The organism is Polynucleobacter sp. MG-28-Ekke-A2 (assembly GCF_035012985.1).
GTDB lineage: Bacteria > Pseudomonadota > Gammaproteobacteria > Burkholderiales > Burkholderiaceae > Polynucleobacter.
In genome coordinates this window covers 1-269 of the sequence record NZ_JAYGQU010000075.1, presented here as the reverse complement: position 1 = coordinate 269, position 269 = coordinate 1, and the positions used below count along the sequence as shown (strand labels likewise).

Genomic DNA, 269 nt, shown 5'->3' with positions numbered 1-269 from the left:
AAAACTGGATCACGATTTACAACGAAGAAAGACCGCACAGCTCTCTTGGCAGAATATCGCCTAGAGACTATCGAGCAAAGGCAGAAAACAACACTTTAGGAATGTCGGCTTGACGGGGGATACTACAGTGGCACCACTAATCCCATGCGTGCGCAATATGTCTGCCATCGCAATACCGCCCTCGGCTTCTTTCAAAATCCCAACGATTTGGGTCTCTGTAAATCGTGACTTCTTCATATTGATTCTCCTGTTGTAAATACTGCCATAAA

General features: G+C 45.4%; 1 protein-coding gene and 1 pseudogene. One reads left to right on the top strand and one right to left on the bottom strand.

Annotated elements, in window-relative coordinates:
* The coding region (locus VC188_RS12105) for an integrase core domain-containing protein (protein ID WP_215295492.1) at positions 1 to 113 on the top strand (113 nt) is incomplete at its 5' end.
* Positions 114 to 126: 13 nt separating this feature from the next.
* On the opposite strand, the pseudogene VC188_RS11985 reads toward VC188_RS12105, so the two are convergent.
* A pseudogene (locus tag VC188_RS11985) lies at positions 127 to 237 on the bottom strand (transposase); the annotation flags it as partial.
* Between the last annotated feature and the right edge of the window lie 32 nt (positions 238 to 269).